Raw genomic sequence first — 26980 nt, 5'->3', positions numbered from 1 at the left:
GGTGATCCGTTATGCCCGGCACCGGCGGGCAGCGGCACGGTCACGCGCGGGAGAGCGTCACGTCCGACGCCTTCACGAAGGCCACCCGGTGACCGAACTGGATCTCGTAGTACGCCTCCTGGCCCCGCACCACCCGGTGCCCGGACGTGTCGAAGGCCGGCGCGTAGTAATACGCGCCCGGCACCCGGTCACCCACCACGTAACGCTGGCCCGCCAGGAGCTTGTACGGCAGCGGCGACACCGCCTGGACCGGTACGCCCGCCGGGTAGGCGGACGCCTCGGGGTAGGCCCGCCCGTAGACCGGGATCTCTGCCGCCCCGTCCTTGGGAGTCAGCACCCAGCCGCGCGCGCCCACGGCCGTCGGCCGCGTACGCGGGTTGTGGAACCAGGCCTTCTGCCCGAGGTACCAGATCGCGGTCCAGTCCCCACGCCGCTCCGCCACCGCGAACAGCTGGCCCGTCGAGGCCCGCGCCCCGGTGTCGTTGACGCCCGCGGTCGACTCCTCACCACCCGGCCGCAGCCCGACGTCCTTGACGAGAGGGGTGTTCTCCCCGGGCCCCGTGTGGAGCCGGACGGCGCCGCTGCCGTGCGGCGGGCAGGCCTCACCGGGCTTGGCGCACCCCGTGTAGAGCGGCTGGTGCGCGGTGTACCGGGGGCGGATCGTCACCACCGCGGCGCGGGGGCCGGCGGTCGGGGTGAACGGCCGCCCCAGCAGCTCGAAGTAGTGCGCCCAGTCCCAGTACGGACCCGGGTCGGTGTGCATACCGCGGACCGTGGCGGCGGTCGGGCCGGGCACATTGTCGTGGCCGAGGATGTGCTGCCGGTCCAGCGGCACGTCGTACCGCTTCGCCAGATACCGCACCAGCCGCGCCGAGGTGCGGTACATCGCCTCCGTGTACCAGGCGTCCGGCGACACCAGGAAACCCTCGTGCTCCAACCCCACCGACGTGGCGTTCACATACCAGTTGCCCGCGTGCCAGCCCACGTCCTTCAGCGGCACGTGCTGGGCGATGTGACCGTCGGACGACCGCAGCGAGTAGTGCCAGGACACGTACTCCGGGTCCTGCACCAGCTTCAGCGTCACGTCCCACGTCGCCTCCGTGTCGTGGACGACGATGTAGTCGACCGACGTGGACGCGGGCCGGTCCGCCTTGTCGTGGTTGCCGTAGTCGCCCTCGCCGAACTCCTCGTACGGGGCCGGGACCCACTCGCAGGCCACCGTCCTCGGACACTCGGTCCCGTCCGCCCCGGCCGTCCGCAGCCCCAGCCCGGCGGCCTGGGCCGTCTCCGGCACGACGTCCGGGTCGGCGGGCAGGGCCACCACCTGCCCGTTGTCCGTCGTACGACGCTCACCCGAACGGATGATGTCGTACACGTCGTTCGCGTACGTCGTGGCGGTCGCCGTGTCGTCGGCGCCCGAGTAGCGCGCCACCGCGCCGTACCAGTCACCCGGGTCGGTGCTCGCCGGGTGGCCCAACTCCCGCTGGGCGGCCGCCAGGAGGGCCGCGCCGCCGCGGATGTTCGCGGCCGTGCCGGTCCGCAGCCGCTCCGGGGCGATCCCGGACAGTCGCGCGGCCCGCTCCAGCGTTCGCAACCGGGGCGGCAGCGCCGACGGTTCCGGCAGCTCGGCGTCCGTCACGTCCTTCGCGGTACGGGAGGTGTCACCGCGCGCGTCCTCCGGGCCGTGCGAGTGGTGCGGCGCCGAGGCGAGCGCGGTGCGCGCGAAGGTCAGGTGCATCGGCCCGTACCCGCCGGTGACGCTCGGCGCGCCGCCGTGGCCGTCCCAGCGGGACTGCAGGTAAGAGACGGCGAGCAGCACGCTCTGTGGCACCCCGTACTCGGCGGCGGCCGCCGCGAAGTCGCGCTGCAGCGACCCGGACGTGGGCGGGCGCCCGGCGGTCGCGGAAGGAGCCGCCGAGACCAAGGGCAGCAGGAGTGCCACGGACGCCACCAACGCACCCGCCGTCCGTACCCGCCGTACCTGTCGTCCCGTGTGCCGCAGGACCTGTGGCCGTTCGTGTCGACGAGCCGAAGCGGACAAGACGGCCTCCTGGGACGGGTGATGTGCGACAGCACTCGTACAGGCGTATCGGCTGCCGGTCCGTCCGTCAATCAGGCGGTGAAGGAGGGGAGTTGACGTCCAGGGCAGTGCGGCGGGTGTTCCGGCCCCGTTCCGGCAGGGCTCAGTCGACCCGGACCGCGAGCAGGCAGGCGTCGTCGTCGTGGGCGCCCCGCTCGTACTCCTCGGTGAGCCGGTCGACGATCCGGCGCGGCGGCAGGCCGTTGCTCGCCGCCAGCAGCCCGGTCAGCGCGCTGATGCCCTCGGTGATGTCCTGACCACGCCGTTCGACCACCCCGTCGGTGTACAGCAGCAGCACATCACCTCGCTCCAGCCGGAACTCCGCCGTCTCGTAGGTGTGCCCCGGCAGCACCCCCAGCAGCGGCCCCCGGTGCTCCGTCGGCAGCGCGTACGCGCGCCCCTCGCGCAGCAGCAAGGGCGCCGGGTGCCCGGCACACGTCCACCGGAAGACCCGGTCGGCGCCGACGTGCCCGACCGACATCGTCGCCGTGGCCGAGGTGGGGTCGCTGCACACCAGCTCGTTGAGCCACGTGGTGACGTCCCCGGCACACGCCCCCGTCTGGGCGAGCCCCGCCACCGCATGGCGCTGCTGGGCCATCCGGGCCACCGCCTCCAGGCCGTGCCCGCTCGCGTCCCCGATGGCGATCAGCGCCCGGCCGTCCGCCAGCGGCCGGCACTTGTACCAGTCACCGCCCACCGCGGCGTCCGGCTCGGCGGGCAGATAGGCCGCCGCCACGGACAGGCCCAGTTCGGCCAGTCCCTCCGAGTACGTCGGCAACAGCGCCTCGCGCAGCGCCGAGGCCACATGCCGTTCCGCCGCGGCCTGCTGCCGCAACTGTTCCGTCTCGACCTGCTTCTCCACGAGCCGTCGACGGCTGCGCATCTGCGGAGTGAGGTCACGTGCCACGATCTGGAGCGCCCACGGCCGGCCGTCCGTGCCCGCCACCGGGCGGCCCAGCAGGTCGACCGTACGGACCTCGCCCAGCACCAGGAACCGGATCCTGGTCCAGGCCGGCTCCTCACCGGCCAGCACCGACGCGATGAACTCGCCGAACGGCCCCACATCGGCGGGCACCAGCGCATCGCACAGCTCCAGCAGGGACCACGGCAGCGTCGGGTCCGTACGGAAGATCCGCTGCAACCCCTCCGACCACGTCACCGACCCCGACAGCAGGTCCCAGCGCCCCCAGCCCATGGACGCCAGATGCTGCGCGTCGATGGTGAGGAGCTCCGCCTGGCTGCGCACCGGGCGCCAGGTCGTCAGCACCCGGTCGCCGCACGACGCCGCGTAATGCACCAGCTGGACCCGCCTGAGCCTGCCGTACCGCTCCTCGGTGTAGTCCACGACCAGGCCGTTCAGCGCACGGCCCGTCGCCATGACCTCCTTGAGCGCGGCCGGCAGCCCGCCCGTCGCCGCGCCCGGGCGGGCCTCCGCGAAGAAGAGCTGCCCCGCCTGCTGGTCGGGGGAGACCAGCCATTCGGCGGAGCGGATGTGGTTGCCCGCGCGGATGACGAAGTCGGTGACGGCACCCGAGTCGTCCCGTACGGGGGTGAGCAGCGCGGCCGACACCGGAATGGCCGGCAGCGCCGCGCACAGGCACGTCGAGGAGTCGTGCCCCTCGTCCGTGTCCACGCACGTGTGGTGAGCGCCCTGCCCCTGGCCGCACGGGCACTGGGCGGTCCCGGCACGGCCGGCGCCCTCCGGCGACGGCCCTCCCGCCTCGCCGGCGGACCGTCCCGCCGACGGCTCCGCCACTCCGGCCGTCTCCGACCTGCGGCGCACTTCCGCCCGCAGCGTCGCGATCTCGCGCTCGATGTAGGCCTTCAGCGACACCACGTCGCCGGTGAGCGACCGCGTCATGAGAACGCCACGGCCCCGGCGCCGGCAGCGGCCCCCGAGCCCGGACCCTGTCTTCTGCCGGGAAAATTCATGGTGACGGCCTTTCTCCTCGTACTCCTCACACACTCGTGCCCGTGCGGGGCATGTCCCGCACGGGCACGTACTCCGTCCGGGGGGTCAGGCGTGAACCCCATGACCCCGGTGGCCCCGCCCGGTGAACAGCCGGTAGAGGGCGAGAATGATCACCGAACCGACGATCGCGGCGATCCATGTCGACAGGTCGAAGAAACCGTCGATCGACTCCACACCGAAGATGACCTTGCCCAGCCAGCCGCCCAGCAGGCCGCCCACGATGCCGATCAGCATCGTCACCAGGATGCCGCCCGGGTCCCGCCCCGGCATCAGTGCCTTGGCTATCGCACCGGCGAGCAGCCCGATGATGATCCACGCGATGATTCCCATGCTCGACCTCCCGTAGCTTCCGCAGTTCCGCCACGCGGCGGGACATCCAGCGCGTTGCCGCGCCAGAGGCCGATAAACACCGCTGGCCCCACTGTCCCGTCCAAGGGGCGAACGACCCGGCCCGAACGAGCCGGGGGCGGGCACCTCCGTCGTCGTACCCGAACTGCCGACAGGGCCGTACCGCGTCCTCATCACCTCACCGGAACTGCCCGCCGCGGCCCGCAGCCCACCCCTGGCGATCCGCCACCCCTGACCCCCCGCACATCGACCGGGCCCGGGGAGTGGTCACGCCGCAAGCGACGGTGGCCGGACCGGCCGGGGATACGACAGCGCGCTGTGCGCCCGGTGTGTCGGCACCGGTCACACAGCGCGCTTCCCCCTCGTCGCCGGTCAGCGTGTGCCGACCGCCGCGCGCACGGCCCGCCGTGCCAGTGCGCAGTCATCGTGCAGCCGCCGCAGCAGCAGCCGCTGTTCCTCCCCGGTGGACACCGCCCCCGGCGCCGTCGGCACCGAACCGGCGGGTGGCGCTTCGCGTATCGTGCGCTGCACGGCCGTCTCGTACGTACGGATCTCCCGGGTCACCACCAGCATCAGGTTCACCAGGAACGCGTCCCGTGCCGCCGGGCCCTCGCGCTGCGCGAGCTGGCTGATGTGACGCCGGGCCGCGGGGGCGTCGCCCAGCACCGCCCACAGTGTCGCCAGGTCGTACCCCGGCAGGTACCAGCCCGCGTGCTCCCAGTCGACCAGCACCGGACCGGTCGGCGACAGCAGGATGTTCGACAGCAGCGCGTCCCCGTGACAGAACTGGCCCATGCCCTGGCGGCCACCCGCGTGCGCCAGCCCGTGCAGCAGTTTCTGCAGGTCGTCCCGGTCCCGGTCGGTGAACAGGCCCAGCTCGTGGTAGCGGGAGATCCGGGAGCCGTAGTCGAGCGGGGCGTCGAACGTGCCGGCGGGCGGGCGCCATCCGTTGAGCCGGGTGATCGCGCCGAGCGCGGCCCGCAAGTCCGCCCGGGGCGGCGCCTCCAGGGGGTGCCGGGTGAGTGCGGCGGCCCGGCCGGGCATCCGCTCGATCACCAGGGCGCAGTTGTCGGGGTCCGCGGCGATCAGGCGCGGCACACGCACCGGCGGCCGGTGGCGTACGAAGGACCGGTAGGCGGCGATCTCATGACGGAACCGCTCGACCCACGCGGGGGAGTGGTCCAGTAAACACTTGGCGACCGCGGTGGCGCGTCCGGTGGTCCCGACGAGCAGGACCGAGCGGCCGCTGCGCCGCATCACCTGCACCGGGTTGAACTCCGGGCAGATCCGGTGCACCGACGCGATCACCTTCCGCAGCTGCGCGCCCTGGGTGCCGGACAAGTCGATTCTCCCGCTGAGCGGGCCGGCCACCGTCCCCGTCCAGCGCCGGGCCCGACCCGCCTGGGTGGGATCCAGATACGGTCCGCTGCCGACCGGGACGGTGCGCTGCGGCCGGGGCGGGGCGGACACGGAGGACGATGCTGTGTACATGGGCGAGACAGATCCCTTCGTGTGCCGACGATTTGCGTACGCTGCCCCGTCCCGGCAACCGGCCGACACCCTGGGGAATGAGGGCCGGTTGCCGGGGCGGGGTGGCGCTTTCCTACCTGACACCCGGGCGCGGGTGGCACACCATCTGGCGGACCCTGGCGAACCCTGGCGAATAGTCGCCAGCCCTATGCCAGCGGGTTAGTGTCAACTCAGCCGAGAACCTGGGGGCTTGACGTGACCGGAGAACCCAACACCCGACTGGCAGACCTGTTCGGCCTCGCCGGCTGGTCCAAAGGGGAGCTCGCGAGACTCGTGAACCGGCAGGCGGCGGCCATGGGCCACCCGCAGCTGGCGACCGACACCTCGCGGGTCCGGCGCTGGATCGACATGGGAGAGACCCCGCGTGATCCCGTCCCCCGGGTGCTGGCAGCCCTGTTCACCGAGCGACTCGGCCGTGTCGTGACCATCGAGGACCTCGGGTTCGTACGACACGGGCGCGCCGGGAAACGGCGGGACGTCAGGAACACCGACAACCCTGACGGGCTGCCCTGGGCGCCCGAGCGTACGGCTGCGGTCCTCACCGAATTCACGGGAATGGACCTCATGCTCAACCGACGCGGCTTGGTGGGCGCGGGCGCCGCGCTCGCCGCAGGCTCCGCACTCACCAGCGCCATGCACGACTGGCTCCACACCGACCCCGCTCTCGCCACCGACGCACCCCGTCTCGACGATCCCCTGCACGCCGATCCCGCCGGTTTCGACCGCTACGAGGCCGCCCCCATCGGGTCGCAGGAGATCGAGGCGCTGGAACGCTCCGTCGAAGTGTTCCGCGCCTGGGACGCCGCCCGTGGCGGCGGGCTCCAGCGCAAGGCCGTCGTCGGCCAGCTCAACGAAGTCGGCGGCATGCTCGCCTACCGCCACCCCGACCACCTCCAGCGCCGGCTCTGGGGCGTCGCCGCCAACCTGGCGGTCCTGGCCGGCTGGATGTCCCACGACGTGGGCCTGGAGCCCACCGCCCAGAAGTACTTCGTCATCGCCGCCCACGCGGCCCGGGAGGGCGGCGACCGGCCACGCGCCGGTGAGGCCCTCTCCCGTGCCGCCCGTCAGATGGTCCACCTGGGCCGCCCCGACGAGGCCCTCGACCTGATGAAGCTCGCGCGGTCGGGCTCGGGTGAGGAGATCCTGCCGCGTACGCAGGCCATGCTGCACACCATCGAGGCCTGGGCGCAGGCGTCCATGGGCCGCGGTCAGGCGATGCGCCGCACCCTGGGCGAGGCCGAGGAGCTGTTCGTGTCGGACAAGACCGACGTACCTCTGCCGAGCTGGATGCAGACCTTCAAGAGTGAGGACCTGTACGGCATGCAGGCGCTCGCCTACCGGACGCTGGCCGAGCACGAGCCCGCCGCCGCCAAGCAGGCGCAGTACTTCGCGCAGAAGGCCCTGGCACTGCGCAACGACGGCCGGCAGCGGTCGAAGATCTTCGACTACCTCTCGATGGCGTCGGCCTGCTTCATCGCGGACGACCCCGAGCAGGCCGACCGTTACGCCAGGCTCGCGCTGATGTCGATGGGCGAGACGTCGTCGCAGCGCACCTGGGACCGGTTGCGGGAGATGTACCGGCTCACCGGGCAGTACGCGGGTTACTCGAAGATCGAGGACCTCCGCGAGGAGATCCAGCTGGCCATGCCGAAGAGCGCCGCCAAGAGGCCCAGGTCCCGCCGGGCCTGACGGCGTCGCACCTGACGACCTCACATCTGACGGCGTGCTCGGCCGGGGGCCGACCGGCCGCCGAGGAAGCCGCCGGCCCGCTGGGGCAGACGTCCCAGGACCGGACAGACACAGGCACTACGTACCCGGACGAACGGACCTGCCCGACGGACCGGTCGGACGCTCCGGGCCGACCACGACCCATCCGTCCCACCCATCCCGCATCCCGGTCCTCCGGGCCCAGGCATCACGACCGTACGCACCATGATGCCGGGCCGGACTCACCGGACTCATGAGCGGGCGCCGACCCTGGCGACCATCACACAGGCGTCGCCCTCACGGGGCGAACGGCCGAACTCCTCCACCACCGACCGCACACACTCCTGAGCATCGCGCGCCTGGGCGAACCGGGGCGCCAGCTCGAGCAACCTGTCCCTGCCGGGGCCACGGGTCAGTCCGTCCGTGTGCAGCACCAGCAGGTCCCCGGGCAGCAGCCGGACCTCGGCCTGCTCGTACGTCGCCCCGGACGTCGCCCCCAGCAGGGCGCCCTCCGGCCGAGTCAACGCGCGCCCCGTCCCGCCACGGAACAACAGCGGGGCGGGGTGGCCCGCCTGTGCCCAAGTGAGCGTGCGGGTCCGCGGGTCGTAGCGGCAGCACACTGCGCTGCCCAGCGCGGGCTGCGAGGAGGAGTCCAGCACCTGGTTGAGGTGGCCCATCAGGGCGCCGGGGCGGATTCCGGCGACCGCCATGCCCCGCAGGGCGCCCAGCAGCATCGCCATCGTGGACGTCGCGGACACCCCGTGCCCGGTCAGGTCGCCCGCGGTCAGCAGGGCGTCCCCGTCGGGCAGTTCGAGCGCGTCGTACCAGTCACCGCCGATCGTCGCGCTGGACCCGGACGGCAGGTACTGCCCCGCCAGGTCCAGCCCGGCGGGCCCGCCGTGCGGGAAGCCGGAGGAGCCGCGCCACGGCGGCAGGACCGCCTCCTGCAGCTCCACGGCCATCCGGTGCTCGGTCTGCTCGATGTGCTGGCGGCGCTGAAGGGAGTCGCGCGATTCGCGCACGGCCCGCTCGCTGCGGCGCAGTTCGCTGACGTCTCGTAAAACCGCCCACATCGACGCGGTGCATCCATCGACGTCCAGGACGGGCTCGCCCATCATGTGCAGCGTGCGCACCCGGCCGTCGGCACGGACGATCCGGAACTCGCCGTCGATGGGCTTGCCGTCGATCAGACAGCCGGTCACCATCGCCGTCAACAGGGCCTGGTCCTCGGCGAACACCATGGAGGGCAACTCGTCCAGGGTCATCGGGCCGGCTTCCGGTGAGCGGCCGAAGATGGCGTACAACTCGTCGGACCAACTGACCTCGTCGGTGAGGAGGTTCCACTCCGCGCTGCCGACCCGGCTGAGGAGCGACCCGGTGGGCGGCGGGTCCACGGGCGACTCGTCGGTGCCCATGCCGCCGTCGGACTCGGCCGACTCCGCGAGGCCGTCCGGCACACCTTCCTTGAGCTGACCCAACTGGGCGCCCAGATCGTCGAGTTGGTGCACGGCAAGGTCGCACAGCGCGCGCTGCCAGCGGCCCTGCGGGTCGTCCTCGTCCACCACGGCGTCCCGGCGCACGGCATCGACGTCTCCGCGCAGCCGACGGGTCTGCGAGATCAGGGCGTCCAGCGTGCCGCGCTCCGGCGGCTGTGGGGCGGGACGGTCCGCGAACAGATGGGACGGCGGCATGTCGTACTCCGATACGGGCGCGGCGCGGCCAGGGTCTGAAAAATAAGGACCGGTTACGACTGTTGCACAGGCGGAGACTGCCTGTAAGGGGTTTGGCAACACTCGATACGGTGGTGCTTGCGGCATATGCCAAAGGCCCGGTGGGAACCGGCCGTCCGGGCCGGAAGGCCACCGGATCCCGGGGGCGGGAGTGGGCGTGACGACCGGCGGGTCACGGCAGGATCGAGTCCACGTAGCCGCCGTCGACCCGCACCGCGGCGCCGGTCGTCGCCGACGCCTGGGGCGAGCTCAGGTAGACCACCATGTGCGCGATCTCCTCCGGCTCGATCAGCCGTTGCAACAGGGACTGCGGCCGGCGCTTGCGCATGAACACGCGCTGCGCCTCCTCCCAGGCCAGATCCTGGTCCACCAGCTCGTACACGAAGTCCTCGACACCACCCGTACGAGTGGGGCCCGCGATGACCGCGTTGACGGTGACGCCCGTCCCGGCGGCCTCCTTGGCGAAGCCCCGGCTCACCGCCAGCAGCGCCGTCTTCGACATGCCGTAGTGGATCATCTCGGCCGGGATCACCACGGCGGAGTCGCTGGCGATGTACTGCACGCGCCCCCAGCCGCGGCCCGTCATACCCGGCAGGTACGCCCGGGTCAGCCGCACCGCCGCGAGCACGTTCACCTCGAAGTACCGCCGCCACTCCGCGTCCGTGATGTCCAGCGCGGGCCGCGGCTCGAAGATGCCCAGGTTGTTGACGAGGACGTCCACCTCGGGCAGCAGCTCCACGGCCAGCTCGGCGCCCTCCTCGGTGGCGATGTCCGCGGCCACCGGCACCACCTCGGCGTCGGGGACCTCCGCCCGCAGCCGCTTCACGGCCGCGGTGACACCGTCCGACGTGCGCCCGTTGACCGCCACCGTCGCCCCCGAGCGTGCCAGGGCGGTGGCGATCGCCGCGCCGATGCCCTGCGTCGAGCCGGTGACCAGCGCCGTCCTGCCCGTGAGGTTCACATGCATCCGCCCGGTGTCCCTTCTCGCGTGCCGTCCCCCGCGTCCCATGGTGCCCCTCCGCCCCCGCCCTCACGCCCGGTACGAGGCTGACGTGGACCGCCGCGCAGGGGGTACCCGGACCTCCCGTGGCCGGGCCCCGGGCCGGGGCCCGGACGCAGCCGTCGCCGTCGGAAGGCAGGAGCCGTGAATATGAACGCCGGGAAGCGGGTCGTCGTCACTGGAGCCACCGGAAATGTCGGCACCAGTGTGGTGGCGGCCCTCGCCGATGACCCCCGGATCTCGTCCGTCCTGGGCCTCGCCCGCCGCCTGCCCGGCTGGTCACCGCAGAAGACCGACTGGGCCGAGGTGGACCTCCGCGAGGAGCCGGACCTGGTCAGGCACTTCGAGGGCGCCGACGCCGTGGTCCACCTGGCCTGGGCCTTCCAGCCCACACACGACCCGGTGGCCACCTGGCGCACCAACGTCCTCGGCAGCCTCCAGGTGTACCGGGACGTCTCCGCCGCCGGTGTGCCCGTGCTCGTCCACGCCTCGTCGGTCGGCGCGTACTCGCCCGGCCCGAAGGACAGCGCGGTCGACGAGTCCTGGCCCACGCACGGCTGGCCGGGGGCCGCGTACTGCCGGGAGAAGGCCTACCTCGAACGGGTCCTGGACGCCTTCGAGGCCCGTAACCCCGGGGTGCGGGTCGTACGGATGCGGCCGGCCTTCCTGTTCAAGCAGGAGTCGGGGAGCGAACAGCGGCGGATCTTCGCCGGCCGGTTCATGCCGGGGCAGCTCGCCGGGCCGAAGACGGTCCCGGTCGTGCCCGACATCCCCGGGCTGCGCTTCCAGGCCCTGCACACCGACGACGCCGCGCAGGCCTACCGGCTCGCGGTCATCAAGGAGGTCAGCGGCGCCTTCAACCTGGCCGCCGACCCGGTCCTGGACGCCCGTCAGCTCGCCGACCTGCTCGACGCCCGGGTCGTCCGCCTTCCCCGGCCGGCCATCCGCGCCGCACTGGCGGCCGGGTGGGGCCTGCGCCTGATCCCCGCCTCCCCGCAGCTCTTCGACGCCGTGCTGCGCATACCGCTCCTGGACTGCACGCGCGCCCGCGAGGAACTGGGCTGGCGGCCCCGCCGCTCCTCCCTGGAGGCCATCGAGGAGATGCTGGAGGGCATGCGCCACGGCGCCGGAATGGACACCGCCCCCCTCGCGGGCCGCAAGGTGAGCTGACCCGCCGGACAAGGCCGGGTCCACAGGTGACGGCGGCGGCCCCAGTGGGCAGACCGACAGGAGAGGGCGGGACGCCCGGGCGTCCCCACCCGCACATCCACTCGGCCGGCGACAGGGGGCAACGGTGCCGGACAGGCGTCCTCGCGGTTATCAACCCGACTGGCAACCGCGCCCCGCGACCCAGGATCTGCTCGCCGCCGTCGAGCTCATCCTCGGCAGATACGCGGCGCAATTACCGCTGACCATACGTCAGATATGGTACGCGGCCGTGTCCGACGGCGTCCTCGCGCGGCAGGAGCGGACGTACAAGCGCCTCGTCGACCTCCTCGGGATGGCCCGCCGCTCCGGGCGCATCTCCTGGCTGGCCATCGGTGACGGCACGGACGCCGCCGTGGTACCCGTCGCCTACGACGGCCCCGACGGGTTCCACCGGGTACAGCTTGACGCCGCCCGGGGCTTCCGGCTGGACCGCCAGGCCGGCCAGGAGGCCAGGCTGGAGGTCTGGTGCGACGCGGCCGGCCTGGTGCCGCAACTGGCCACCGTCACCGACCCCTGGGGTGTGCCCGTGTACGCGTCGGCGACCGGGCTGTCCGGCAAGCGGGCCGCCGCCCAGCGGGCGGCGGTGGGCGGCCACACCTCCGTACGGATCCTGGTGATCGGCGACTGGGACCCCAGCGGGCTGCACCTGTTCACGGCACTCGCCGAGGACGTCACGGCCTTCGCCGCGCTCGACGCCCCCGACGTGAGCATGCGTTTCGACCGGCTGGCCGTCACCGAGCAGCAGATCGCCGAGTTCCGCCTGCCCACGGCGCCGGTGAAGGCCAGCGACCGGCGCTCCTTCCCCGGTACGTCCACCACGCAGGCCGAGGCGCTGCCCCCCGACGCGCTGGCCGCGCTGGTGCGGGACGCGATCAGCGGCAGCCGCGACACCGAGATCCTGGCCGACGTCCTGGAGCGCGAGGAGGCCCAGCGGCGGGCCCTCCTCGACCGCTTCCCGGGGTAGCGCCGCCCTCAGGGCGGCGGGTCGCCGGGCGCCGCCGTCCCGCGCAGGCGGTCGAGACGGCTGATCACGGGAGTCGCAGTCACTCCGTGCAGGACCACCGAGCCCAGCACGGTGAACGCCACCACCGCCCACAGCTCCCGCGCCGTCCCCCCGAAGTCGTCCTGCCCCAGCGCGTACGCCAGGTAGTAGAGCGACCCGATGCCCCGCAGCCCGAACACGGCCGTCACGATCCGCTCACGCGGCCCCGCCGCCGAGCCGAACTGCGCCAGCCAGCCGGTGACCGGGCGGACCACCAGCATCAGCAGCACCACGACGACCGCGCCCTGCCAGGTCAGGTCCGCCAGACCGCCCCCGGCAACGTACCCGCCGAGCAGGAACAGCAGGAAGGCGGTCAGCAGCCGCTCGATCTGCTCGGTGAACTCGTGCAGCACCTTGTGGTAGCCGTGGCTGCGCTCGGCCGCACGGAGGGTGCAGGCGGCGACGAACACCGCCAGGAAGCCGTAGCCGTGCAGCAGCTCCGCCGTCCCGTACGACAGGAACGTGGCCCCCAGGGCGACGAAACCCTCCATGTGCTCCGACAGCCGCAGCGCCGCCGCCCTGGCGCGGAAGAACATCCACCCGAGCCCCCGGCCCACCACCACGCCGGCGGCGACCCCGATCGCGATCTTGCCCAGCACGTCGGACGCCACCCAGCCGCCGATCCACCCGGCCGACCAGCCGGCCCCCGCCGAGGCCGCCAGCGCGACGGCCGCCAGGACGAACGGGAAGGCGAGCCCGTCATTGAGGCCCGCCTCGCTGGTGAGCGTGAAGCGCACCTCGTCCTCGTCCTCCTCCGCGTCGGTCGGCTCGCCCACCCGGACCTCCGCCGCCAGCACCGGATCGGTGGGCGCCAGCACGGCGCCCAGCAGCAGGGCCACGGCGGGCGGCCAGTCCAGCAGCGCCCACGCGAGCACGGCGGTCACCACGATCGTCAGCGGCATCGTCACGCCCAGGAGCCGCCAGGTGCCCGCCCAGGCGCGGAACCCGGGCGGCCGGTTGATGGCCAGTCCGGCGCCCATCAGCGACACGATCACGCAGAACTCGGTGATGTGCTCCACCCAGATCAGGTCCCCCACCGGGTCGACCACCGGAACCGGCAGGGGCAGGAGCTGGACGGCGACACCGGCGGCCAGGAACACCATCGGCATGGAGAACGGGCGGCTGAAGACCACCCGCGGCAGGACGGCTGCCGCCAGCGCGCCGACACCGAGACCGGCGTACACAAGATCGGAAAAGGTCATTCAGCCAGAGTGCGCGTGGTGAGCGTGAACAAACCCCCGTCGGGGTCCCGCAGGGTGGCCGCCATGCCCGGGGTGTACTGGTTGACGGTGCCGCCGTGCCGTTGCGCGGTGGCCACACAGGCATCGACGTCGCGCACCGGGAAGTGGACCTCCCACCGGGGCCGGATCGCAGGGTCCGGCGCTGCCTCGAGGGCGCCGGAGCTGAGCCGGGCGACCACATGGCCGGCGCTGCGCAGGACGACCTCGTCCGCCTCGTACTCGACGTCGCAGCAGCCAGGCCGGCCGCACGCCCAGTCGAAGACCTCCCCGTAGAAGATCGCGGCCTCGAAGGCGTCCCGGGTCTGCAGCCGCAGCCACGCGGGGGCGGCCGCGCGCCAGGTCTCCCAGCCCGAGAGGAGCTGGCCCTCCCAGATGCCGAAGACGGCGCCGTCCCGGTCGGCGGCGAGCGCTCCGCGCCCGACGACGAACCCGACCGGCCCGACGGCCACCGTGCCGCTGCGCTCCCGGATGCGGGACGCCGTCTGGTCGGCGTCCTGGACGGCGAAGTACGGGGTCCAGGCGACGGCCACCTGGAGGGCGGAGGCCAGTGCTCCTATGCCGGCGACGGGGTTCCCGTCCTCGAGGGCGACGCTGAACTCCTTGCCGAGCCGTGCCGGCCGGAATTCCCAGCCCAGGACCGCACCGTAGAAGTCCTGGGCGGCGCGCAGGTCGCGGGTCATCAGGCTCACCCAGCAGGGCGCACCGAACACGGAGCTGCTGGACGTCACCCCTGACGCCGTGGTGGCTGTCGGCTTCCTGTTCATGTGCAAAACCGTCCCGGTGTCACCAGTGGTGCGGATGTGCCGCAGGTGTCCCTGCTCTCTCTTCTGCCTCTGCCCGGTGTCCATCCTTGCACTCTTTGTGGGGGATGGCCCTTCTGTCCGGCCCCGCCTCAGCCGCGCCGTCGCGGCCGTCGCGGGCGGTCGCGCCAGCGCCGCAGCGCCCGGGCCATGTGCCAGCGTTCCTCGTACAGCAGCCGGCCGACCAGCGCGCCGCCGAAGACGACGAAGCCGACGCCGACGAGCCAGGACTGGACGACCAGGAACGTGCCGACCGGCCCGTACGCCACCGCGTTGGACGCGATCAGCGGGGAGAAGACCAGGCGGGAGAAGACCCGCAGCCCGCCCAGCCCGATCACCGTGCACAGGGCCCCGGGCAGCAGGGCGCGCCAGGGCAGCCGTCCGCCGAGGAGCAGACGCTGCGACCACCAGAAGAACAGCACCGCGCTGGCGAAGGCGAGTGTCACGCGCCAGGCGAGGTCACCGCCGGTAGCGGGGCGGGAGAACACGTCCGCCGACAGCAGCAGGTAGCCGATGAGCATGGCGAGCCAGACGGCGTGGCGCCACATGGTGTGCCAGCGGGCGGCGGGCAGTTCCCACACCTTCTCGTAGCCCGTCTGCACCACACCGCCGAACGTCAGACCGAACACGGCGAGTGCGGCGATACCGAACCCGGTCGTCGACTCCAGCGCCGCGCCCGGCGGCGCGAACAGCCGCTCCACCTCGTCCGTCGAGCCCTCCGCGACCCCGAGGCCGTCCGAGAGCCACTGCGCGAAGCCGGTGCCGCCCGCCGGGTCGGCCGCCGCGATCACGATCAGCAGCGGTACGAGTGTGAGCAGCCCGAGGGCGGCGAACCCCATCGAGCGGTGCATCAGCTCCATCTCGGTGCCGGTCCGCCAGCCACGCCCGGCGGCCGAGCGGTGGAAGGCGCCGTGCAGCCGCCTGGGCCACCACGCGTGGGCCCCGTCCTCGGTGCCGGAAGACTTCTCGGACATGCAGCTCGCATACCCGGCCCAGGCGTGCCGGGTACGGGTGGACGCGGGGGAGACCCCGAATGGACCCCTCCGCCCGCGTCCCCGCGCGAGACGTCGTTACGACAGCTTGCCGTCGTAGTCGGGGAGCTTGAACGTCCTCTCCGCGTGACCGCCGACCAGGTCCGTGGGCCGGTTGCCGATGTTGGCGATGATCGTGTACCCCTTCGCCTCTATCTCGCCGCGCTTGGCGGTCTTGTACGCGCTCACCTCGTCGAACAGGTCCGGCAGGTCGCGTACGTACAGGCCGTCGACGGGGTAGCCGGCCGCCTTGAGGTTGTACGAGGTGGGGGCGTGGAGGATGCCCGGCCGGGCGGTGACGAAGAAGACGTCCACGCCACGGGAGTCCGCGTACCGGGCCAGGTCGAGGACGGGCCGGACGGCGGGCGTCGGGAACTCCCAGAAGTAGTGGAAGTCCGTTTCCAGCGACGTGTTGTCGATGTCGAGGACGACGGCGAGCTTCTGGCCGGAGGGGGACGCGGTGCGCTGCTCGATGTAGGGGCGGGCCTGGGTGAGGGCGGCTGCCACGTCGCGCTGCCAGGTGGCGTAGTCGACCCCGCCGAGCTGTGCGCCGCCGGCGGCGGCCGTGACGCGGGCGGCGGGGGCGGAGGCGGGGGCGGCCGGGGAGGCGGCGGTGGCCGCGGTGGTGGTGGCCGTGGTGAGGGCGAGGGCGGCCGTGGTGAGTGCCACTCGTGTTCTCCATCGAGCTGCATGCATGGGACTTCAACTCCTGTGGGGGTAGGGATGGGTGAAGGCGTTGGCATGCTCGCGCTCAATCATGGACGGAATGAGACGTTCCATCTACTGGTCGGTAGCGATTTGGTGGGCCGGGGCGACGGACCGGGTGAAATCCGTTTGCGCGGCCGGTCGTCCGGGCCGGACAGTGGCCCGATGCAGACGGGACCCACCATGACCGTCCGGGCTGCCCGGACCGAGGACGCGCCGCAGATCTGCGAGCTGCTCAACACCATCGACACGATCGAGATCGGAGCCCCCGAAACCGATCCGCACAGCGTCGAGGCCGACCTCGTCCACCCGGAGGTGGACCTCGAGCAGGACTCGTGGCTGGCCTTCGAGGACGACCGGCTCGTCGCGTACGCCTTGATGTGGGACGAGTCCGGTGCCGAGCGCATCGACATCGACCACTACGTCCTCCCGGACCACCAGGCCGCCGGGGAGCGGCTGCTGGAGGCGGCCGAGGAGCGGTGCCGCGCCAAGGCGCGCGCAAACGGTGCCCCGCGGGCCGTGGTCCACCTCCACCTCAACCAGCGGCCCACCACCGACACCGGCATCCTCGCCCGGCGCGGCTGGCACACCGTACGGCGCTACCAGGTGATGGTCCGCGATCTGACGCCGCACCAGGACCCGCTGCCCGAGCGACCCGCCGGGGTGACCCTGCGCGCCTGCACCGACGAGGCCGACCGGCGGCGCGCCCACGCCCTGGTCGAGGAGACCTTCGCCGAACACTTCGACCACCAGCCGCGCTCCTACGAGCAGTGGCTCGACGACCTCGACGCCACGCGCCTGGACTGGTCACTCGTGTGGATCGCCTCCGTCGAGGGCATCGGCGACGCCGCGGTGCTCCTGACCCGCAACGACCGCTCCGGCATGGGCTGGGTCCGCAACCTCGGCGTCGTCAAGGCCGCGCGCGGCCGGGGGCTGGGCGGCCACCTGCTGTGCCACGCCTTCGGCGTCTACGCCGCCCTCGGCCGTGACAGGCTCGGACTCGGTGTCGACACCCTCAACGAGAGCGGCGCCCTGCGGCTCTACGAGGCCCACGGCATGCGGCTGCACTACGCCGTCGACACCTGGGAGGTCACGCTTCCCGTGGCGGGCTGACGTCGCCGACGTCAGGGACGGCGCAGCAGGGTCTCCAGGACGGAGTCCAGGTACGCCGGGTCCGAAGGGACGGCTTCCGCGACGGCGTGCACGAGCTGGGTGTGGCCCAGGTAGGCGGTGTACGCGAGCAGGCCGCGCCGGGCCGCCGCCGGCGGGGGGAAGCCGAGGTCCTCGAAGAGGTGGGCGACGTAGCCCAGCCGCCGCTCCGTCACCCGGCGCAGCACGGCGGCCACATGAGGGTGGTCGGCGGTCGCCAGGAGCGAGACCTCCAGGGGGTCGTTCGCCGCCTCGGCCATGACCGTCTTGAAGAGGGTGCGCAGCCGGGTCTCGGGATCCGGCTCGCGCTCGGCGGCCTCGATGATCCGCTCCGTGGCGGTCTGCTCCCACCGCTCCAACGCCGCCCGTACGAGCGCGTCCCGGCCGGTGAAGTGCCAGTAGAAACTGCCCTTGGTGGTGCCGAGCCGGGCGGCCAGCGGCTCGACCGCGACGGCCGCCAGGCCGCCCCCCTCCGCCATCGCCGCGAGGGCCGCGTCGGCCCAGTCCTGGGCGGTGAGCCTCCTCCGCGTGCCTGCCGGTCGTTCGCGTGTCATGACCGTACGGTAGCGTATGGAGAAACATACGCTCCCGTATGGAGGTGCCGGCATGCGCACGGTACGGAACGTCCACGCACGCGTCATCGAGGCGCCCGCCGAGCGGGTGGGTGCCCTGCTCGACCGCCTGGCCGCCGACGACGACCCGCTCTTCCCCACTCCCGCCTGGTCGCCGATCCGGTTCGACCGCCCTCTCGGCGTCGGCGCCGAGGGTGGCCACGGCCCGGTCCGGTACCGGATCACCGAGTACATCCCGGGCCGCTGCCTCCGGTTCGACTTCCCCGCGCCCGCCGACGGCCACCACCGGCTGCACATCGAGCCCCTCGGCCCCGACCGCTGCCGCCTGGTCCACACCCTGGAACAGCGCCAGGGGGCGGCCCGCGCGCTGGTCGAGTCACTGTTCGTACGCCCCGTCCACGACACGGTCGTGGAGGAGCTCCTCGACAACGCCGAACGCGCCGCGACGGGCCGCCCCGCCGGCCGCCCCGCCGGCAGGTCGCCCTTGGTGCGGCTGCTGCACCGCTTCGGCCAGGCGCGCCCCGTCGCCACCCCGGTGCCCGACGAGGCACGGCTCGCCCGCACCGCCTTCGACCGCACCGACTTCTCCGACGCCTGGCGGATCCCGCTCGCCCCCGGCATGCCCCGCGACCCGCAGGCCTGGCGCGGCGTGCTGCCCTTCCCCGTCAAGGCGGTCGAGGGGAACGAGCTCCTCCTCGGGCTGGACGCGAGGCACCTGGACTTCCGCGCCTCCCTCCTCGTGGGCGACCAGGACGTCACCCTCAGCACGGTGGTCAGGATCCACAACCTGGCCGGCCGCATCTACTGGGGTGTCGTGCGCCACGGCCACCCGCTCATGACACGGCTGATGCTCAGCCGCACGCGGCGCACGCTCGCGCTCGCCGCACCGACGGCGGGGGAACGGCACTGGACGCGGGAAACCACCCCGGGCTGAGCGATCGGAGCCGGCAGCCGGTCGGCAGCGCCGCCGCGTCCGCCCCGGCCGGCCCGGGCACGGTCCGGCCGGCCGGCGAAGACTCGCGGCCCGTCAGGGCGATGCGGTGCCCCGGGAGGGGGTGCGCCCTCACTCGTGTGAAAACTCAGCAGGTCACTCCCTATAGGACGGCGCCAGTCCTATACGGAGGGCATGCTTCCGTCAGGACTTCTCGAGGCGGGCTGAGTGCCCCTGAGGAACTCCGGCCCTTCCGCTCGCACCCCCTCTTCCAGGAGTGAACCTGATGAAACCCCCTGCCATCTCCCCGTGCCTGGGAGTCTCCGACACCCGGGCGACCGTCGACTTCTACGAGAAGCTCGGCTTCACCGCCCTGCCCGCCGGCGACGACCCGGACGACGACCTGCGCATCCTGCTCTTCGACGGCGAGTTCGCGCTGATGGTCTACCGGGACGAGCACCTGCGCGGCTGGCTGCCCGTTCTCAAGGACACCCCGGTCGGAGCGTTCGGCATGTTCTACCTGGCAGTGGACGACTTCGACACGTACGTCGAGCGCATCCGGCCCCTGGTCACCGTCCAGAAGGACGTCATGGAGCACCAGGGCCAGAAGCTGTTCTACTTCACGGACCCCAACGGCTACGTCATCGCCGTCACCCAGAAGCAGAATTGGTGACCGCCATGACCTCCATGCGTCGTTCTCAGCCTCGGTGACAGCGAGGTACGCATCGGAACGGGAGCGGCCCGCCAGTCTGCGGAGCCTGCTCCGGTCATCAATGAGGAGCGAATTCGGCCGCTGGGAACCCGGCCGGACGAAGGGCACCACCATGACTCCCGAGGACATCGCGGAACTCGCCCTCGCGTTGCCGGAGGTGACGGAGGAGGAGCCGTACGGTCCCAACAGGCCCGTCTACAAGGTCGGCGGCAGCATCTTCGCCATGCTCGCGGCAGCCACCAGAAACCACCCCGACCAGGTCACCGTCAAGTGCGAACCCCCTCTCGCACTGCACCTGTGCGAGCAGCACGGGGCCGTACGCCCGTGGTACCGGGGCCGTCGCTGGCACTGGCTCACCGTGTGCCTGGACGATGCCACGATGCCCGACGAAGACCTCACCGACATGCTCGACCACGCCTGGGACTGCGTGGTGGCCGACCTGCCCTCCCCCACCCGCGACCGACTGCGCACCCTCCGCCACGAACAGCGAGGACCTTGAGGTCCTCCCTGTGTGGATCCTGCTGGAACGACGAACCGGTGGCGCCGGTGGAGACCAGGCCCGTGGGCGCGGGCGGCATGCCGGGAGCGGGGCTTCCGGTGTCGTCCAGACCGAAGAAGTCCACGATCCAGTGGCTGGAGCAGATGGAGTCGAGGAAGTACGCGGCCGTGGCGCCGCACCGCTCCGGTCCCGTCCCCGGGTCCACGGGAGTGCCGTGACCCATGCCCGGCACCCGGTCGACCTCCACGGCGACCGTCCCGTCGGCGGCCACGTACTGCTCCTGCCGGGTGGCGTTGGGTCCGATGAGGGTGGTGCGCGTGGGCGTCTGCGCCAGGCCGTGCAGCGCCGTCCACTGGTCGCGCAGCTCGGCGGCGTTGCGCGGCACCACCGTGGTGTCCCGGTCACCGTGCCAGATCGCCACCCTCGGCCACGGCCCCGCCCACGACGGGTGGGCGTCCCGCACACGCTGCGCCCACTGGGCAGGCGTCAGGTCCACACCGGGGTTCATGCAGGAGTACGCGGCCGCCGTGCCCCGCGCGCAGTCGTAGGGAAGCCCCGCCACCACGGCACCCGAGGCGAAGACATCGGGATAGGCGGCCAGCATCACCGAGGTCATCGCGCCTCCGGCGGACAGGCCGGTCACATGCACCCGCCGCGCGTCCGCGCCGTGGGCGGCGACGGCGTGCGCGACCATCTGCCGGATGGACGCCGCCTCGCCCTGGCCACGGCGGCTGTCGGCCGTCTGGAACCAGTTGAAGCACCTGTTGAGGTTGTTCGCCGTCGTCTGCTCGGCGAGGACCAGCAGGAAGCCGTGCCGGTCGGCGAATTCCGCCAGGCCGGAGTTGTCCGCGTAGACCTGCGCGGTCTGCGTGCACCCGTGCAGGGCGACCACCACGGGCGGCGAGGCGGGAAGGGACGCGGGACGGTGGACGTACATGTTCAATGCGCCGGGGTTCGGCCCGAACGCGGTGACGCGGGTCAGGCCGACGGCGGCGTGGGCGGTGGGTGCGGGCCCGGTGAGGGCGGCGCCGATCGCAAGGGCCAGAATGGTCACCGCGGCGAGCAGCCGCCGGAGGCGGGGGGCTGCGCCTGTGGTGGGCGTACGGCGCGAGAACGACGGGGGCATGGGCGGCTCCTCGGGGACATGCCAAAGGGATGCCCGCACCGTAGGGCGGCCCGGACACCACCGGGTATGGCAGCACGCACCACAGTCCCCCTGGCGCCGGGCGGAGCCGGAGGGATTGCGCCGGCCACCCGCGCCTGCTAAGCGGCGCACCCCGTGCCGTGCCTCGGGGAACGCCCCGGGGCAGCGCGCAGGGCGGGCTGCGCGCACCGAGCCCGGTCACGCCCCGTACACTCGTCCACCGCTGCCCGCAGCGGCGGTGAGCGACCAACAGACTTCTTGGGAAAGGTATTTCGACATGGACTCCGCCGTGCGAGGCGACGCGCCGATCTACGACAGTCTCATCGAGGAGCGCGGCGACGTCCCCGCCGACGTCCGCCGCGTGGCCGAGGAGACGCTCAGGCAGCTCACCCGGGCGCTGGACTTCGGCGCCGTGGGCCGCTCACCCGGCTACCCGGGCATGGGCTTCCCGCCCGCGTCGATATGAGCGGACGGGGAGCCGCTGACGCCTCCCCGCTGATCGCCGTGTTTCACGGCTGCTCGTCGATGAGCCCGCACACCCAGGCCAGAGCGTCGTGCACGCCACGGACCTGGGCCGCGCGCTCGGCGCTCTCGGTCGGGTCGCCGAGCTGCACCACGGCCGCGTCCAGCTCGGCCGTCAGCAGGTGGCTGGAGGGTACGTGACCGGTGCCGGCGGCCCCGGTCACCGGGGCTTCGGCGGCCCGCCCGAGCGCCCACTCGTAGGCCGCCACGGCGCCCAGTGAGAAGGGCGTCCGCAGACCGGGTGCGGCCGCCTTGTGCTCCAGCCGCTGGTACGCCGCCTCGACCTGGGCCCGGGGCTTGGTGCCGATGAGCCCGTCCTGGTTACGTTCGGAATCCACTGCCATACGTATACGTCTGACCCCAGGCGCCGATGCGATGCCCCGAAATGCGAAATTCCTCAAGGTCAGGGCAGGGTCCATTTCTGGTTGGGGCCGGTGTGGCAGGTCCACAGGTGCAGGCGGGTGCCGTCGTTCCAGGTGGCGCCTTCGGCGTCGAGGCATTTGCCGGACCGGGGGTTGCGGAGGGTCCCGTCGGTCTGGGGCTGCCATTGCTGGGCCGGGGTGGCGTTGCAGGTCCATAGCTGGATCTTGGTGCCGTCGGTGGTGGCGCCGCCGCTGATGTCCAGGCATTTGCCGAGGGCCCGCAGGGTGCCGTCGCCGGGGAGGGTCCAGGTTTGCGCGGCGGTGGTATTGCAGGTCCACAGCTGGATCCGGGTGCCGTCGCCGGTCGCGCCGCCCGCGACGTCCGCGCACTTGCCGTTCACACCCCTCACCGCACCCGTCCGGGGACCCGGCGGCGGGGTGCCGCCGGATGTCTTGACGCGGACATTGCGGAACGACACCTGATCGTCGGCACCGTGGTTCTGCAGGCCGATGTGCCCCTGGGCGAGGCTGCGCGCCGGGTCCGTGTTGGTGAAGTCGTTGATCTTGCGTCCGTTGAGGAAGACCTCCAGCCGCTCACCCGCGACCCGGATCTCGTACGTGTTCCACTCGCCCGGTGGGTTGAGCGCGGCGTCACGGGCGGTGACGTCCGCCGACCGGAACCCGTACACCGCGCCCGTCGTCCGGTCCGCGCTGTCGGTGGCGTCGATCTGGATCTCGTATCCGTTGTTCACCGCCGACCACGGATCGTCGGAGGCGGGGAATCCCACGAAGACGCCGGAATTGTCGTCGCCGTCCATCCGCCAGTCCAGCTTCAGCGAGTAGTCGCCGGTGAGTTCCCGGGCGGAATACCACAGCATCCCGAGCCCGCCCTGGGACGTGAGCGTGCCGTCGTTCAGCGCGAACGACCCCGGCCCCGCCTGCTTCCAGCCGACCGTCCCCGAACCGTCGAACAGTGGTACGTATCCGGTCTCCGGACGGCAGTCGGCCTCCGTCATCCCGGCCGCCCAGCGGATACCGCCGAGCAGATGCCGCCGGAACGCGGCCTCCGTGTACGACTCGTCCGTGTGACCGCCGCCCGTGTAGAAGGCACGGCCGCCCCGGTAGTCCTTGCACCAGGAGATCGGGTGGTCGCCGGACATGGTCCCGCCCGAGTAACTGGACTCGTCGAGCGACGCCAGGACGTGCGCGGTGGTACGCGGACTGGAGCGGTAGTTGTACCACTCGTCGAACCGCTGCCAGGCGGTGCCGAGGTGCGCCGTGGCGTCATGGGCGCGGTCCTCGACCTTCACCGTCGCCGTCTGGTTGTGCGGGTGGGAGTGGAACAGGGCGCCGGCGAGGCCCGCGTAGAAGGGCCAGTCGTACTCCGTGTCGGCGGCGGCGTGGACGCCCACGTATCCACCACCGCCCTGGATGTACTGCTCGAACGCGGTCTGCTGTGCCGCATTGAGTACGTCCCCGGTGGTCGAGAGGAAGACGACGGCCTTGTACTGCGCCAGGTTCCCGGGAGTGAAGGCCTGGGAGTCCTCCGTCGCGTCCACGGTGAAGTCGTTGCCGCCGCCCAGCGCGCGCAGCGCGGCCAGCCCGTCGTCGATGGACGAGTGACGGAAGCCCGCCGTCTTGGAGAACGCGAGGATCTTGTACGCGGGGTCCGCGGCGGCCGGACCCTGCTCGGTGACGGCCGCCGCCGGTGCGGCGGACACGCACAGCAGCGCGCCCGCGAGCCGGCAAGCGGCTCTGGTGAGAGTGGTACGCATAGCGGTTTCGCCTCCTCTCCTGCTACGGCAGGGTCCATTTCTGGTTGGGGCCGGTGTGGCAGGTCCACAGGTGCAGGCGGGTGCCGTCGTTCCAGGTGGCGCCTTCGGCGTCGAGGCATTTGCCGGACCGGGGGTTGCGGAGGGTTCCGTCGGTCTGGGGCTGCCATTGCTGGGCCGGGGTGGCGTTGCAGGTCCACAGCTGGATCTTGGTGCCGTCGGTGGTGGCGCCGCCGCTGATGTCCAGGCATTTGCCGAGGGCCCGCAGGGTGCCGTCGCCGGGGAGGGTCCAGGTTTGCGCGGCGGTGGTGTTGCAGGTCCACAGCTGGATCTTGGTGCCGTCGCCGGTCGCGCCGCCCGCGACGTCCGCGCACTTGCCGTTCACACCCCTCACCGCACCCGTCCGGGGACCCGCGCTCCCCGTACCGAAGTGGAAGTCGTCCACGTCGAACAGCGCGCCCGGGCCGCCCTTGAAGACGAGGTACAGCGCCGTCGTCCCGGCCGGCCGGTTCGAGAGCGCGGTGGAGACGTCCTGGAACGTTTCCCAGCCGCCCGTCACCGGCACCGTCGCCGTGCCGAGCAGAGCCCCGGTGGGCGAGCCGGCCCGTACCTCCAGGGTGCCGCCGACACCGCCGGAGGAGACGCGGGCGGTGAACCGGGTGGCGTCGTCCAGCACGTACGGGGTGAAGGAGATCCAGTCGCCGTTGTCGATGTGTCCGACCGTCTTCCCGCCGTGGGCGGGGGTGTGGGAGACGACCTGGACGCCCGACGAGCCGCCGTGGTGCTCGGCCTGCCGGTGGCTGGGCTGGCTGATGTTCTGGTCGTGCGTGGTGAGCGCGGGCTGGCCGTTCGCGCCCTTGTCGGTGTACTCCGCGTCCCAGACGCCGAAGATGTTCGCGTTCGGGTCGTGCTCGCCGTCCGCGATGGTCTGCACGGTGCCGGAGCAGCCGGTGGCGGAGGTCTGCGGGTGGCCGTGGCTGTCGTGTCCGATGATGAAGGTCACCTTCACCTTCGCGCAGTCGACGGTCCCGTCCTCGGGGTCGGTCACGGTGACCTTGAACGGGATGGCCGCGCCGGGGTCGATGATCCGGCCGTCGACGGGCAGTTCCAGCTTCACGGTCGGCGCGGTGTTGCCGACGGTCACCTGGACGGATGCGGTGGCGCTGAGGCCGGTGCCGTCCGAGACGGTGACGGTCGCGGTGTACTGGCCGTTGGCCGTGTACGTGTGGGACGGGTTGGCGGCCGTGGAGGTGGCGCCGTCCCCGAACTTCCACGCGTACGTCAGCGGGCCGCCGTCCGGGTCGGAGCTGCCCGCCGACGAGAACGCCACGGCCAGCGGCGCCTGGCCCGAGGTGCGGTTCGCCGAGGCCTGGGCGACGGGGGAGCGGCCCGCGGTGACGTGCTCGATGCGGTAGAGGGCCGAGTTGGCGTCCCCGTTGAAGTAGCCGGTGCCGTAGTCCAGGACGTAGAGAGCCCCGTCGGGGCCGAAGGCCATGTCCATCACCTGGGTGCCGGTCCAGGGGAAGGGGTTGATGGACTGGACGGTGCCGTCCGCGCCCTGGGCGATGCGCTTGATCCACTTGCGGCCGAACTCGCCGGCGAAGAAGTTGCCGTCGTAGTTCTGCGGAAACTTCACGGCCGACGCCGAGGAGGCGTCGTAGCGGTAGACCGGTCCGCCCATGGGCGACTCCGAGCCGCTGCCGAATTCCGGTACCGAACCGCCGTCGTACGGGATCCAGGCCGGCTGGGCCGGGGGCAGATCGGTCAGGCCGGTGTTGCGCGGCGAGGTGTTCCTGGGCGCGGCGCAGTCGAACTTCGCGCCGGTCGCGCCGGTGGCGAAGTCGTGGTCGACGTAGGCGTCGTTCTTCCCCGTGCAGTACGGCCAGCCGAAGTTGCCCGCCTTCGTGACGCGGTTGAACTCGACCTGGCCGGCCGGGCCCCGGGTCGGGCTCGCGGTGCCCGCGTCGGGCCCGTAGTCACCGACGTACACGATGCCCGTGGGCCTGTCGACGCTCATCCGGAACGGGTTGCGGAAGCCCATGGCGTAGATCTCGGGACGGGTCCTGGCGGTGCCCGGGGCGAAGAGATTGCCCGAGGGGATGGAGTACGAGCCGTCCGCGCCGACCTTGATCCGCAGGATCTTGCCGCGCAGGTCGTTGGTGTTGCCCGCCGAACGCTGGGCGTCGTAGGCCGGGTTGCGGGAGGCGCGCTCGTCGATGGGCGTGTAGCCGTCCGAGGCGAAGGGGTTGGAGTCGTCGCCGGTCGAGAGGTACAGATTGCCCTGTGCGTCGAAGTCGATGTCGCCGCCGACGTGGCAGCAGATCCCGCGGGACGCGGGTACGTCGAGGATCTTCTTCTCGCTCGCCGGGTCGAGGGTGCCGTCCGTGCGCAGGACGAAGCGCGACAGGCGGTTCACCCCGTCGAAGGGGGCGAAGTCGGCGGCCGTGCCGTCGCCGGGGGCGTCCCCGCCCGGTGTGGTGAGCTTGGGCGCGTAGTACAGGTAGACGTGGCGGTTGGACGTGAAGCCGGGGTCCACGCCGATGCCCTGGAGACCCTCCTCGTCGTGGGAGTAGACGTCGAGCTTGCCCGACACCCTGGTCGTACCGGCGGCGTCGGTGAGCCGCAGGGTGCCGTCGCGCGAGGTGTGCAGGACGGAGCGGTCGGGGAGGACCGCCATGGTCATGGGCTCGCCGGTCTCGGCCACGCCCTTGGCGAGGGTGACCTGTTGGAACTCCTCCGCCACGGCGGCGACCGCGTCGGTGGTGGCGGTGGTGGCGGTGGTGGCGGAGGTGACAGCGGCGGAGGCGGTCACGGTGGCGGGGGTCAGGAAGCCGGCCGCCAGCACCGCGGTGAGGAGCAGGGCCGGCTTCCGGCGGGGTCGTTCCGGTCTTGTGCGCACAGGAGTCTCCCGGGAACGGTGGG

General features: G+C 72.3%; 23 protein-coding genes. 8 read left to right on the top strand and 15 right to left on the bottom strand.

The window, feature by feature from the left end:
- Nucleotides 1-40: 40 nt before the first annotated feature.
- The 4 genes from ACZ6C1_RS04865 to ACZ6C1_RS04850 all read right to left on the bottom strand — a co-directional run bounded on the left by ACZ6C1_RS04865 (nt 41) and on the right by ACZ6C1_RS04850 (nt 5891).
- Complete coding sequence (locus ACZ6C1_RS04865; RefSeq protein WP_469237706.1) at nt 41-1942, bottom strand: N-acetylmuramoyl-L-alanine amidase; 1902 nt, start codon at nt 1940-1942, stop codon at nt 41-43.
- A 241-nt stretch (nt 1943-2183) separates the two neighbouring features.
- On the bottom strand, nt 2184-3941 hold the full coding sequence (locus ACZ6C1_RS04860) for a PP2C family protein-serine/threonine phosphatase (RefSeq protein WP_469237704.1): 1758 nt from the start codon (nt 3939-3941) through the stop codon (nt 2184-2186).
- A gap of 156 nt (nt 3942-4097) precedes the next feature.
- On the bottom strand, nt 4098-4382 hold the full coding sequence (locus ACZ6C1_RS04855; RefSeq protein WP_469237703.1) for a GlsB/YeaQ/YmgE family stress response membrane protein: 285 nt from the start codon (nt 4380-4382) through the stop codon (nt 4098-4100).
- A 390-nt stretch (nt 4383-4772) separates the two neighbouring features.
- Nucleotides 4773-5891 carry an aminoglycoside phosphotransferase family protein gene (locus ACZ6C1_RS04850; protein ID WP_469237701.1) on the bottom strand — a complete coding sequence of 373 codons (1119 nt, stop codon included), beginning with the start codon at nt 5889-5891 and terminating at the stop codon, nt 4773-4775.
- Nucleotides 5892-6125: 234 nt separating this feature from the next.
- Here ACZ6C1_RS04850 and ACZ6C1_RS04845 point away from each other — a divergent pair, with 234 nt between their 5' ends.
- Nucleotides 6126-7619, top strand: a complete 1494-nt coding sequence (locus tag ACZ6C1_RS04845; protein ID WP_469237699.1) for a DNA-binding protein NsdB — start codon at nt 6126-6128, stop codon at nt 7617-7619.
- 269 nt (nt 7620-7888) lie between these two features.
- Here ACZ6C1_RS04845 and ACZ6C1_RS04840 read toward each other — a convergent pair whose 3' ends face one another.
- Together ACZ6C1_RS04840 and ACZ6C1_RS04835 are read right to left on the bottom strand one after the other, a co-directional pair.
- The gene (locus ACZ6C1_RS04840; RefSeq protein WP_469237697.1) at nt 7889-9328 is read right to left on the bottom strand and encodes a PP2C family protein-serine/threonine phosphatase; all 1440 of its coding nucleotides are present in this window, start codon (nt 9326-9328) and stop codon (nt 7889-7891) included.
- Between the two features lie 211 nt (nt 9329-9539).
- A complete protein-coding gene (locus ACZ6C1_RS04835) occupies nt 9540-10334 on the bottom strand; it encodes an SDR family NAD(P)-dependent oxidoreductase (RefSeq protein WP_469237695.1) in 795 nt (264 codons plus the stop codon).
- Nucleotides 10335-10517: 183 nt separating this feature from the next.
- Between ACZ6C1_RS04835 and ACZ6C1_RS04830 the strand changes: the two genes are divergently transcribed.
- Both ACZ6C1_RS04830 and ACZ6C1_RS04825 read left to right on the top strand, forming a co-directional pair.
- The gene (locus ACZ6C1_RS04830; RefSeq protein ID WP_469237693.1) at nt 10518-11537 is read left to right on the top strand and encodes an NAD-dependent epimerase/dehydratase family protein; all 1020 of its coding nucleotides are present in this window, start codon (nt 10518-10520) and stop codon (nt 11535-11537) included.
- Between the two features lie 268 nt (nt 11538-11805).
- Nucleotides 11806-12540, top strand: a complete 735-nt coding sequence (locus tag ACZ6C1_RS04825; protein ID WP_469237691.1) for a hypothetical protein — start codon at nt 11806-11808, stop codon at nt 12538-12540.
- Between the two features lie 8 nt (nt 12541-12548).
- Here ACZ6C1_RS04825 and ACZ6C1_RS04820 read toward each other — a convergent pair whose 3' ends face one another.
- The 4 genes from ACZ6C1_RS04820 to ACZ6C1_RS04805 all read right to left on the bottom strand — a co-directional run bounded on the left by ACZ6C1_RS04820 (nt 12549) and on the right by ACZ6C1_RS04805 (nt 16386).
- Nucleotides 12549-13820, bottom strand: a complete 1272-nt coding sequence (locus ACZ6C1_RS04820) for a cation:proton antiporter (RefSeq protein WP_469237689.1) — start codon at nt 13818-13820, stop codon at nt 12549-12551.
- The gene (locus ACZ6C1_RS04815; RefSeq protein WP_469237687.1) at nt 13817-14623 is read right to left on the bottom strand and encodes a VOC family protein; all 807 of its coding nucleotides are present in this window, start codon (nt 14621-14623) and stop codon (nt 13817-13819) included. The genes ACZ6C1_RS04820 and ACZ6C1_RS04815 overlap by 4 nt, the downstream gene beginning before the upstream one ends.
- 128 nt (nt 14624-14751) lie before the next feature.
- Nucleotides 14752-15633 (bottom strand): ribonuclease BN, encoded by an 882-nt coding sequence (locus tag ACZ6C1_RS04810; RefSeq protein WP_469237685.1) that lies wholly within the window; start codon nt 15631-15633, stop codon nt 14752-14754.
- A gap of 96 nt (nt 15634-15729) precedes the next feature.
- On the bottom strand, nt 15730-16386 hold the full coding sequence (locus ACZ6C1_RS04805) for an HAD family acid phosphatase (RefSeq protein WP_469237684.1): 657 nt from the start codon (nt 16384-16386) through the stop codon (nt 15730-15732).
- 174 nt (nt 16387-16560) lie between these two features.
- On the opposite strand from ACZ6C1_RS04805, the gene ACZ6C1_RS04800 reads away from it, so the two are divergent.
- The gene (locus tag ACZ6C1_RS04800; RefSeq protein ID WP_469237682.1) at nt 16561-17508 is read left to right on the top strand and encodes a GNAT family N-acetyltransferase; all 948 of its coding nucleotides are present in this window, start codon (nt 16561-16563) and stop codon (nt 17506-17508) included.
- Nucleotides 17509-17519: 11 nt separating this feature from the next.
- Here the strand turns inward: ACZ6C1_RS04800 and ACZ6C1_RS04795 are convergent, their stop codons facing one another.
- Nucleotides 17520-18098 (bottom strand): TetR/AcrR family transcriptional regulator, encoded by a 579-nt coding sequence (locus ACZ6C1_RS04795; RefSeq protein WP_469237679.1) that lies wholly within the window; start codon nt 18096-18098, stop codon nt 17520-17522.
- Nucleotides 18099-18150: 52 nt separating this feature from the next.
- On the opposite strand from ACZ6C1_RS04795, the gene ACZ6C1_RS04790 reads away from it, so the two are divergent.
- The 3 genes from ACZ6C1_RS04790 (at nt 18151) to ACZ6C1_RS04780 (ending at nt 20258) form a co-directional block, all read left to right on the top strand.
- Entirely contained in the window at nt 18151-19050 is a 900-nt protein-coding gene (locus ACZ6C1_RS04790) for a DUF2867 domain-containing protein (protein ID WP_469237677.1), read from the top strand.
- Nucleotides 19051-19333: 283 nt separating this feature from the next.
- A complete protein-coding gene (locus ACZ6C1_RS04785; protein ID WP_469237675.1) occupies nt 19334-19720 on the top strand; it encodes a VOC family protein in 387 nt (128 codons plus the stop codon).
- 100 nt (nt 19721-19820) lie between these two features.
- Nucleotides 19821-20258: an MmcQ/YjbR family DNA-binding protein gene (locus ACZ6C1_RS04780; RefSeq protein WP_469237673.1), complete on the top strand. Its 438-nt coding sequence runs from the start codon at nt 19821-19823 to the stop codon at nt 20256-20258.
- Here ACZ6C1_RS04780 and ACZ6C1_RS04775 read toward each other — a convergent pair.
- Nucleotides 20155-21384: an extracellular catalytic domain type 1 short-chain-length polyhydroxyalkanoate depolymerase gene (locus tag ACZ6C1_RS04775; protein WP_469237671.1), complete on the bottom strand. Its 1230-nt coding sequence runs from the start codon at nt 21382-21384 to the stop codon at nt 20155-20157. The two genes, ACZ6C1_RS04780 and ACZ6C1_RS04775, sit on opposite strands and share 104 nt — an antisense overlap.
- Nucleotides 21385-21679: 295 nt before the next feature.
- On the opposite strand from ACZ6C1_RS04775, the gene ACZ6C1_RS04770 reads away from it, so the two are divergent.
- Nucleotides 21680-21868 carry a hypothetical protein gene (locus tag ACZ6C1_RS04770; protein WP_469237669.1) on the top strand — a complete coding sequence of 63 codons (189 nt, stop codon included), beginning with the start codon at nt 21680-21682 and terminating at the stop codon, nt 21866-21868.
- A gap of 43 nt (nt 21869-21911) precedes the next feature.
- Here ACZ6C1_RS04770 and ACZ6C1_RS04765 read toward each other — a convergent pair whose 3' ends face one another.
- The 3 genes from ACZ6C1_RS04765 to ACZ6C1_RS04755 form a co-directional block, all read right to left on the bottom strand.
- Entirely contained in the window at nt 21912-22262 is a 351-nt protein-coding gene (locus ACZ6C1_RS04765) for a hypothetical protein (protein ID WP_469237668.1), read from the bottom strand.
- Between the two features lie 65 nt (nt 22263-22327).
- Nucleotides 22328-24061, bottom strand: a complete 1734-nt coding sequence (locus ACZ6C1_RS04760) for a ThuA domain-containing protein (protein WP_469237666.1) — start codon at nt 24059-24061, stop codon at nt 22328-22330.
- 22 nt (nt 24062-24083) lie between these two features.
- Complete coding sequence (locus tag ACZ6C1_RS04755; RefSeq protein ID WP_469238168.1) at nt 24084-26801, bottom strand: PQQ-dependent sugar dehydrogenase; 2718 nt, start codon at nt 26799-26801, stop codon at nt 24084-24086.
- Nucleotides 26802-26980: the final 179 nt, after the last annotated feature.

It is taken from the genome of Streptomyces sp. NPDC041796 (assembly GCF_055590785.1).
This window is presented reverse-complemented; position numbering and strand designations above follow the sequence as displayed.